Below are 9731 nucleotides of genomic sequence, written 5' to 3' on the forward strand. Positions count from 1 at the left end.
TATCTTTTAATCGTTCCTGTCACATCACCATTATTGAATAGATCTTTCACGCTTGCTTCCGCTGCTTCTTGGCGTGCTTTTTCTGCCGCTGCTGCATTTCGAACGTTTAATTGTTTTTGCGCTTCATCTAGATTTTTTTTGTAGGGCTGCTTTTTTCGTTGCATCTGTCACGGCATCCACGGCTTTTTGCGCCTTATCAATCGCTGCTTGATCTGTTGTATCTTTAATCGTTCCTGTCACGTCACCATTATTGAATAGATCTTTCACGCTTGTTTCCGCTGCTTCTAACCCATCTTTCGCCATTTGATCGCCAGTTTTGACAAGAGTAATATTATTAAGAATCGCGCTTCGTACTGAGCGACTGCCTGGCGCCATAATTGAAATTCCAACCCTTGTTGAGGTATCTTTAGCTATAAATGTCAATTTCGCAAAACCAGATGCACCACCGAAGTCTGCTTGACCAATAAGAGAAATGCCTATCGTAGTTGCGGTTAATCTCAAGGGGCCATTCTGATAACCAACTTGTGAATAGTCTGCAGAAATAGAATATTCCTTGCCAATTTCTGTACTTATAATTTGATATGCGGAAAGGTTAGACTCACCAATTGGGTGAGACATACTTAAGTTTCCTTCTCCCGTAGTCTCCACCCTAGCACCACTATTCGAAGTTACTTTATTAGGGGTAGCACCGGAAAAGTTGAGTCCATTTGGGGTAAAACTCCAATATTTAAATGTGTTATTAATGTCTCTCTCAAGTGATGTATTAAATAAATTAGGGTTACTAATTCCAGCAGTCTCTGATGCAACATGCACCTCTTCCGCAGCGTAACCTTTTGTTGATAAAACATTCAACGGTGTTACAACGGTTGTTCCTAGAATGGAGGCAATCGCCAATGTGCTAATTACTTTTTTCATATTTTTTCTAACCATGTCTCTTAATTCCCACTTTCTTATCTCTAGTTTTCGTCTCGTTTGAATTAGTTTCTAACTTAGTGCCGTTATATAAAGATCACTCCTTTCATTTGAATTAAATAGGGAATATTCCAAAATTTATACTGTCTCTAAAGCTATATTTGATAGTTCTTGAATATCGAATATCTCAATGAGGCCATGTTTATATCTAATTAACTGTTCTTCCTCTAGATGATTCAATATTTTAATCGCGCTCTGCCTCGTACAACCGCAATAGGCAGCTATATAATAGCTGGTAATACCTCTTGGAAGTATATGCTTTTCTCCTTTTTTGATACCCATCCCTAGAGCTAGCTTTTTAAGTAGTAAAATAACTCTATCTTTTATTTGATACTGAAATTGTGCTGAAAATACATATTCGCGTTGGTTTAAATCATGTATAATTTCAAGCAATACATCTGTAAAAAATGGTGTTTTTTCTAAGATTTCTAAAACAATACTTGTATCAATCCGAACCAGCACAGTTCTTGTAATTGCAGAGAAATCAAATTTTTTCGTTTTGCGAAAACTTTTTATTTAAAAATAATATTATCTTCTGTTAAAAACGAAGTACAGATGATTTGCTTCCTAGCATCATTCCTACCAATTAGTTGTGCTAATATTCCTGATCCTAAGATGTAAATATACTGACTATCCTTTTGATTTATCCACTCGCCTTTTTCCAATACAAGTTTTTCTTTATTGTTATGAAATAACGGATCTGAGGCAAGGATAAATTGAAGGATATTACCTTCTTTCATCAGCAACTTATGTACATCTAGATAATTCACTGTTCTCATCCCCTTCCTAGATTTATTATAGCTTAAGCATTTTTAACAAAGAACAGCTTTTTTTTTAAGATTTATTACTTAAATTTTGTATTATCTTAACCCTCAAATATTCTAGAAATCAGAAGTCATCGTTATTGCTGATTAGAAAGTAATCGTATCAAGTAACTTCAACCCTTTATTAATCTGTAAAAAATATTACGAAATTGTGTCTTTGTTTACTTTGGTATGGAGGAATGATTGAAAGAAATTTTAATACGGAAATCCCCGTCATTCAAGTGAGTATTTTAAAAAATATGCGCTATGTTAAGTCATTTTTATTTTGTATTGAGCTCTATAATTCAATGATATAGGATTTCGATTTTATATAACGTAAAATTTTATACCTTTTTTCATTTTTTTGAAATTATTTTTTTATAAAAAAACCTTTAAAATCGGCACTTTATCGTGCTTATTCCTCTCTCCTTTACTTACTTATATTTCCTTAGACATATTTTAGACAAATTAAGCTTCTAATTATGAAGTAATTGGTTGGATTCGTCTAATTTCGAATAAAAAGTGACTTATGAAATTGGTTCATGTATATTTCTTTCATTTGACAGAAATATAAAATAGGAGGGAATCAAAATACATTGATTCCCTATAGCCCCATTAAAACTTATATCTCAAACTTTGCTGATAATTCGCTGTTCATGCGTTTATCACTATTCTTTGCTGTTGCCTGAACATTTGTCGTACCTGGTGCTACATAACTACGGAATGATAGGCTACCATCCGGATTTGTTGTCATTTGTGCTGCTGAAATCGTACGTTTTGCAACGCCGCCTTCATAAATAACCACTGTTTCTGTTCCTTTTACTGCTGTACCAATGATGTAGTTACCATCCATACGTTCTAGTGTCGGCGCATCTAGTTTCGCAACAGCTGATTCTGTAACTTTAACAGTAGCAACGCGCAATGCGTTGTATCCATTTGCGTCTTTGATTTCAATCTTCACTTCTGTTCCTAATGCTTGTTTACCAATAGATGATTGGAACGTTCCGTCTGCTGCTATGGTACCTGTTTTCACTGCTACTCCGCCAATGCTTACACGGAAAGAAGTGGCTGATCCTGCTGTTACATGGCCTTTTATGACATCATCGTCTACTGTTAATGGGTCAAGAACTGGTTTTTCATCGTTTATAATGTTGACCTTCACACGAGCTACTTCTACTTTTCCACTATATCCTACGACTTCTACCTTAGATCCTTCTTTGATAAGACCGTTTGTTGCAATGCTGTATGTCCCGTTGGTGATTTGGCCTACTTTTACAATGACACCACCAATAGATAGGCGAACACTATCAATGCCACTACCTACTGTTCCTGTGATTGTTGCTGTTGAAATACCTGCATCATTTGCTTTCAAAAGATTTGAAAGATCATCTTTCCCTGCTACTGTCGCTGTTGCTATTTTTCCTTCTTTACCTTTTGCATCTACAGGACGTACTTCGAAAGTGACACCGGTGTTTAAGCCTAAGCCATATGCGTCAAATTTGTAATTACCTAAAGCATCTGGTGTTGCACGTTTCACACGAACACCATTCACGTAAAGAGATACTGTTGCTGTTCCAGCGCTTACTTTACCTGTTACATAGCTATCTAAATACGTATATTTATCAATCGTTGGGGCATCTAACACTGCATTTCGATTGTCTAATTGTTTTTGCGCTTCATCTAGATTTTTTTTGTAGTTCTGCTTTTTTCGTTTGGATCTGTTACAGTATCAACGACTTTTTGCGCTTTATCAATCGCTGCTTGATTTGTTACATCTTTGATAGTTCCTGTCACGTCACCATTATTGAATAAGTCTTTCACACTTTTTTTCTGCGGCTTCTTGGCGTGCTTTCTCTTCCGCTGCTGCATTTCGATCGTTTAATTGTTTTTGCGCTTCATCTAGATTTTTTTTGTAGTTCTGCTTTTTTCGTTGGATCCTTGACAGCATCGACATCTTTTTGTGCTTTATCAATTGCTGCTTGATCTGTTGTATCTTTGATAGTTCCTGTCACGTCACCATTATTGAATAAATCTTTCACGCTTTTTTCTGCGGCTTCTTGAGTAACTGTTGTTGAAGCGTTTGATGTCTTACCATTTTTCGTAGCAGTTGCTGTTACAACTGTTTCTACTGCTTGTTTTGGAATCGTCAAGCTATAGTTACCGTCTGATCCTACTGTTCCTGTTGCAATTGTTGTCGAGCCTGCTTTCACCACGATTGCTGCATTTGGTTCTGCTTTCCCTGAAGCAGACACCGAATCTGTTGTAAGGGCGTTAATAGTTGTTTGTACAAGATCAGCTTGTGTTACTGTTACTGTGATTGTTTTTGTTGTTGTATTTTTATCTGAGTCTGTCACAGAGTACTCAACAGAATAAGTTCCTACTTTTGTTGTGTCTACTGTGTTTTTCACGACTTTGATGCTTGATGTTAAGTCGATATCTTCTTTGTCAGTTGCTGTTACGCCTGTTAATGGGTTGAACGTATCGCCCACGTTAATTGTTTTGTCTGTAGCTGTGATAACTGGTTTTTCGTTTGATGCAACTTTGACTACTGTTGGATCACTTGGTTTACCGTTTGGCCCTGTTTGTGTCACTTTAAGTTCTGTATCTGCTGTTAGAGCTGGTACAGTGATTTTGAAAGTACCATCCGCCTCTACTTTACCAGTTACTTTTGTGTTGTCTGGAAGTGTTACTGTAATCTCTGCGTTTGGTTCGCCTTTACCAGTTAACGTTGTATCGCCTGCTTTGGCTTTATCAACAGTTGGTGCAACTGGTACTTGAAGATCTTCAACGATTTTTGTTGTTGCTGTTAGGCTATCTGTAACACCATTTGTTTGATATACAGTAATCGATTTGTCTTTAACAAGTACCGTTCCTGCTGGTACTGCGATAGACCATTTACCATCTGTTCCTACTGTTGTTCTCACAATTTTGCCATCTGGTAATGTTAGGACGATTTCATTTCCTGGTACGCCTGTTCCTGTTACTGTTTTTGTTGTTGTATAAACTGCATCTAGAGTTGGACGTGCAATGGTATTCTCAGCTACGGTTGAAATTCGTGAGTAATCGAATAGGCTGAATCCTTCGATACCTGATGGTGTACCACTATAAAAGCCTACAACTTTTGAACCTACTACGTTTACCAATGGAATTCTACCTGCTGCAATGTTGTTAAACTCATTATTTGGAGTTGCTGACCAACTGACACCTTCTCCTAACCAAGTATATAGTTTCGGCACATTATTGATTTCAACACGAGATTGAACACTTTCAGCCGCATTTCCATAGCCTTTGACAATATGGCCATTTTTAAGATTTTGTTGACGGAAATCTATATACTTAGGACTATTTAATACTAGTTTCGAACTTGGCCCACCAGTGAGGTTGAATACAGAAGTCGATGTGTTTGATAGTGTCTCTGCGTAAACCATAGAATCTTTATTAAAAGTAATAACACCATGCGCGTTAATCGCAGCATAATTCCCACCGCCAGTTGCTGCTTGAATATTTACTTTTGTAGACGGATTAAACGTTGTCGAACCAGTTGTATTAATTCCATCCTGAGATGCATTTATTTTCACTGTAGATCCTGTACCAACGTTAAATGCCGCTGCTGCACCGCCATCTTGAAATAAACCATTTTGCGCTCTCAATGTTACTGAAGAATTAGGGCTAACTTTTACTACACTCCCTACTGTTGTACGGATTGCATTTCCTGATAACGAGGTAATATCTACTGTATTAGCTTCTCCAAAGTTAATATTTTGCTGCGTCAATATACCGTTATAATTTCCTGATGTATTTATTTTTAAGAGTACGTTATTTCCTGTAGACAATCCTTCACCATTAGCGTTATTATTATCAATACCAGCGTTAGCGGAATCAATACTTATATTTGCATTGTCGCCAATAATCGTCCCACCTGACCAAACACCTCGACCAACTGATGATAAAAGTTTGGCATCTGTGTATGCTCCAAAATTAACACGTGCTGCACCAACTCCATAAATAGCGCTATTAACAGATTTAATCATGACATCCGAGTCATCACCGAACACTACTGGACCGTATGAAAGTATACCGTATTCACTAGTTGCCTCAATATCAATTTTAACTTTATCCTCTTCAGTTTTTTGTTTATTCGAGATACTTCCAAATTGAACACCACCAGAACCACTAACATAAATACCAGTTAACGCTGTTCTTAATTTAAGGGAAGTTCTATCGCTGAATGTAACGTTACCGCCATTATAAATTCCATAACCACCATCACTTGCGATATCGATATTAGAATCCTTTCCAAACTGAACACCACCGGTTCCAATAGCATAGATAGCAGAGCTCTGTGTTTTTAATTTAAAAGAAGTATTATCGCTGAATTTAATTCCACCATTAGTCCAAATTCCAAAGCCACCAGTACTTGTGATATCAATATTAGAATCCTTTCCAAATTGAACACCACCACCACCCACAGCATAGATAGCAGATAACTTTGTTTTTAAATTGAAAGAAGTATTATCGCTGAATGCAATAGTGTTGTTACTATAAATCCCATAACCACTATCACTTGTAATATCAATGGCGGCATTTTTACCTATGTTAATGGTTGATCCAGTGCCAACAGAATAAACTGCAGTTCCTGCTCCAGTTGCTTTTAACTTAACATCATCTCCAATTGTAATGTTACCTGCAACGTAAATTCCATAACCTCTATCACCAGAAGCTAAATCAAGATCTGCGCCGTTCCCAACGACTAGAGTTGCTGCACGTAAAGTTCCAAATTTAGATTTTGACTTAATAACTGCATTCTTGCCTATTACTAAAGCACTTGATAAGGCATCAAATGCATACCCTGTATCAGACGACATGTCAATGTACGAGTTAGCGCCAATACTTGCAGCTCCTTTAGCACGAATATTAATAGCTGTATTTTTTGCTTGTAAGGTATCTATTCGTGCACCATCTTTAATTTCTAACTCATCTACCTCAATAGCCTCATTTGCTGGGCTAATAAAGCTGTTATTTGCACCATCTATAGACATTGCTAGTTTACCAGCACCACCCATTATAAAACCATTTACTTTAACATTATTAATGATATTTAAGGTTGGTGCTGCACCGCTAGCGGCTTGGAACATTGCAATAGCTGTACTAGTTAACTCTACATCTTGAATATCAATAATAGATGTAGATTTCATTATCATACGTTTTCCAGCAAGACTCAATTTATGACCCTGACCTTCAATACGCATATTACTATTTACTGTTACATCACTTGTAAACTGAAAATCACTACCTAATTCAATAACATTTACAGTACCTGATTCTGCGTATCTTTTAAACTCCTCAAATGTGTTAGCGACTTCTCTATTTTCCGTAGTGCCCTCATCAAGCGCTAAAGGTACTGATACTGGTGGAATCTCGCTTGCTACTGATTCTGCTGATGGCACGTTTGTTGTTTCTGTAACGCCACTCGCCTCTGCTGCAAAGATGTTCGTTGGTAATACTGTAAATACTTGACTCGCCACAACGGTAGCGACTAATAAAGCCTTAGCTGTTTGTTTCATCTTTTTTGTAGATAAAACATTTTGATAATTTGTCTGTTTTGATTTCATGTAAAATTTCTCCCACTTTCTTATCTCTAGTTTTCGTCTCGTTTGAATTAGTTCTAACTTAGTGCCGTTATATAAAGATCACTCCTTTCATTTGAATAAAATAGGGAATATTCCAATATTTATACTATTTCTAAAGATATATTTGAAAGTCCTTGAATATCGAATATCTCAATGGGGCAATGTTTATATCTAATTAACTGTTCTTCCTCTAAATGATTCAATATTTTAATCGCACTCTGTCTCGTGCAACCACAATAGGCAGCTATATAGTAACTAGTAATTCCTCTTGGTAGTACATACTTGGCTCCATTTTTGATACCCATATCCAGAGCTAACTTTTTGAGTAGTAAAATAACTCTGTCTTTTATTTGATACTGAAACTGTGAGGAAAATGTATATTCGCGTTGGTTTAAATCATGTATAATTTCAAGCAATACATCTGTAAAAAATGGTGTTTTCTCTAAAATTTCTAAAACAATACTCGTATCAATTCGAACCAACGCAGTTCTTGTAATTGCTGAGAAATCAAAATTTTTCATTTTGTGAAAACTTTTTATTTAAAATAATATTATCTGCTGTTAAAAATGAAGTACAGATAATTTGTCTTCTAACATCATTTCCACCAATTAGTTGTGCTAGTATTCCAGACTCTAAGATGTAAATATACTGACTATCTCTTTGATTTATCATCTCGCCTTTTTCCAATATAAGTTTTTCTTTATGGTTATGAAATAGCGGATCTGAAGCAAGGACAAATTGAAGGATATTCCCCTCTTTCATCAGCAACTCATGTACATCTAGATAATTCACTGTTCTCATCCCCTTCCTAGATTACTTAATTTATTATAGCCTAAGCATTTTTAACAAAGAACAGCTTTTTTTTTAAGATTTATTACTTAAAATTTGTATTATCTTAACCCTCAAATATTCTAGAAATCAGAAGTCATTGTTATTCATGATTAGAAAGTAATCGTATCAAGTAACTGGAACACTTTATTAATTTGTAAAAGATATTACGAAATTGTGTCTTTGTTTACTTTGTTGTAGAGGAATGAATGAATGAAATTTTAATGGGAAAATACCCCTCATTCAACTGATTCTTGCAAAAATATGCACTATATTAAGTTATTTTTACTTTTCGTACCGCTCTATAATTCAATAATATAGGATTTTAATTTTATAAAACGTAAAATTTTATACCTTTTTTGTGAAAAAAAGTTTTTTTATAAAAAAGCCTTTAAAATCAGTACTTTATCGTGATTATTCCGCTTCCTTTTACTTACTTATGTTCCCTTAGACATATTTTAGACAAATTAAGCTTCTATTTGGGATAGATAGTACATAGAAAAAGTCTGATCCTCACGCTAGCTTTCGCATGCACGGGGACCAAACTCTTTTCCTATACAACTTACGCTTTTCTACGTTGTCTTACAACTACTGCTCCTAGAATGAAGAGGATCGCTGCGCCAAGTAGAATCCAGATGTACTCTAATGCGTCACCTGTACTTGGTAGGAAGCTTGTAGATGCTGGTGTGTTGTCCTTGTCCTTATTCTCTGTCACTTTCAGTTCTGGTGTTTTTTCTGGTTGTTCTGGTGTCTTGCTGCCTTCTTTTGTTGGGTTTTCTTTGTTAACTGGCGTTTCTTTAGTTGGTGGTACTGGTGTTACTTTCGCTGGAGATTCTGGTGTTGCTGGTGTCGTTGGATTTTCTGGTGTTTCTTGAACTGGTACTGCTGGTGTTGGTGGGGTTACCGTTGGGATGTCTGACTGGATGCTGTCGCCTTCGTTGCCGAACGCTAGGTCTGCTTGGTTTGGAATCCCGCCTTCTTTGATAAATGGTGCCAACTGCTCGTCTGTTACGCCTTCTTTGATCGTTGTTGTAACAGTCATCGTGTAGGTGTGGCCTGCAAGATACGCAAAGCTATCATCTTTTTTGTTCATTGTGAAGGTAATTAAGTTATTTTCTTCCGTGATCGTGCCGTTTTCTGTCACATCATTGCCGTTTTCATCGGTGATTTGGATGTTTTGGATCGCTAGTAGGTTGTTGATTTGGTCTGTGATAATCGCTTGGTTCCAGCTTGCTGTTTGGTTACCAAATGCCGTGTGGACGTTCCAGTCAAAAGCATCGTTGCGGTTGGCTAAATCTACATGTTGTACACCCTCGATGTCTTTGTGGATTTCTGGATTGACTGGTGGTGGTGTTACGGTTGGGATTTCTGACTGGATCATGTCGCCTTCGTTACCGAACGCTAGGTCTGCTTGGTTTGGAATCCCACCGTCTTTGATAAATGGTGCCAACTGCTCATCTGTTACGCCTTCTTTGATGGTTGTTGTCACGGTCATTGT

General features: G+C 36.7%; 9 protein-coding genes. All 9 read right to left on the bottom strand.

The window, feature by feature from the left end:
- Nucleotides 1-123: 123 nt before the first annotated feature.
- Complete coding sequence (locus tag PCORN_RS16610; protein ID WP_036082650.1) at nucleotides 124-930, bottom strand: toxin Cry1Ac domain D-VI-related protein; 807 nt, start codon at nucleotides 928-930, stop codon at nucleotides 124-126.
- Between the two features lie 120 nt (nucleotides 931-1050).
- The gene (locus PCORN_RS16615; RefSeq protein WP_036082653.1) at nucleotides 1051-1434 is read right to left on the bottom strand and encodes a helix-turn-helix domain-containing protein; all 384 of its coding nucleotides are present in this window, start codon (nucleotides 1432-1434) and stop codon (nucleotides 1051-1053) included.
- 50 nt (nucleotides 1435-1484) lie between these two features.
- The gene (locus PCORN_RS16620) at nucleotides 1485-1742 is read right to left on the bottom strand and encodes a hypothetical protein (protein ID WP_036082655.1); all 258 of its coding nucleotides are present in this window, start codon (nucleotides 1740-1742) and stop codon (nucleotides 1485-1487) included.
- 655 nt (nucleotides 1743-2397) lie between these two features.
- Nucleotides 2398-3420 carry a hypothetical protein gene (locus PCORN_RS16625; protein ID WP_036082658.1) on the bottom strand — a complete coding sequence of 341 codons (1023 nt, stop codon included), beginning with the start codon at nucleotides 3418-3420 and terminating at the stop codon, nucleotides 2398-2400.
- A 35-nt stretch (nucleotides 3421-3455) separates the two neighbouring features.
- Nucleotides 3456-3596 carry a hypothetical protein gene (locus PCORN_RS19535; RefSeq protein WP_159102635.1) on the bottom strand — a complete coding sequence of 47 codons (141 nt, stop codon included), beginning with the start codon at nucleotides 3594-3596 and terminating at the stop codon, nucleotides 3456-3458.
- A gap of 74 nt (nucleotides 3597-3670) precedes the next feature.
- Entirely contained in the window at nucleotides 3671-7387 is a 3717-nt protein-coding gene (locus PCORN_RS16635; protein WP_036082662.1) for an Ig-like domain-containing protein, read from the bottom strand.
- 119 nt (nucleotides 7388-7506) lie between these two features.
- Nucleotides 7507-7926, bottom strand: coding sequence for a Crp/Fnr family transcriptional regulator (locus PCORN_RS16640; protein WP_036082664.1), 420 nt, complete (start codon nucleotides 7924-7926; stop codon nucleotides 7507-7509).
- Entirely contained in the window at nucleotides 7913-8197 is a 285-nt protein-coding gene (locus PCORN_RS16645; RefSeq protein ID WP_036082666.1) for a hypothetical protein, read from the bottom strand. Before PCORN_RS16645 ends, PCORN_RS16640 begins: the two co-directional genes overlap by 14 nt.
- A 598-nt stretch (nucleotides 8198-8795) precedes the next feature.
- Nucleotides 8796-9731 (bottom strand): isopeptide-forming domain-containing fimbrial protein (locus PCORN_RS16650; RefSeq protein WP_149024410.1); only part of this gene is annotated, 936 nt, incomplete at its 5' end.

Origin of the sequence: Listeria cornellensis FSL F6-0969, assembly GCF_000525855.1 — a bacterium.
Classification (GTDB): Bacteria; Bacillota; Bacilli; order Lactobacillales; family Listeriaceae; genus Listeria_A; species Listeria_A cornellensis.

Bases quoted from the DNA above. Each gene is read 5' to 3' on its own strand.
- PCORN_RS16610 (WP_036082650.1), bottom strand. From the start codon at position 930: ATGGTTAGAAAAAATATGAAAAAAGTAATTAGCACATTGGCGATTGCC.
- PCORN_RS16640 (WP_036082664.1), bottom strand. From the start codon at position 7,926: ATGAAAAATTTTGATTTCTCAGCAATTACAAGAACTGCGTTGGTTCGA.
- PCORN_RS16635 (WP_036082662.1), bottom strand. From the start codon at position 7,387: ATGAAATCAAAACAGACAAATTATCAAAATGTTTTATCTACAAAAAAG.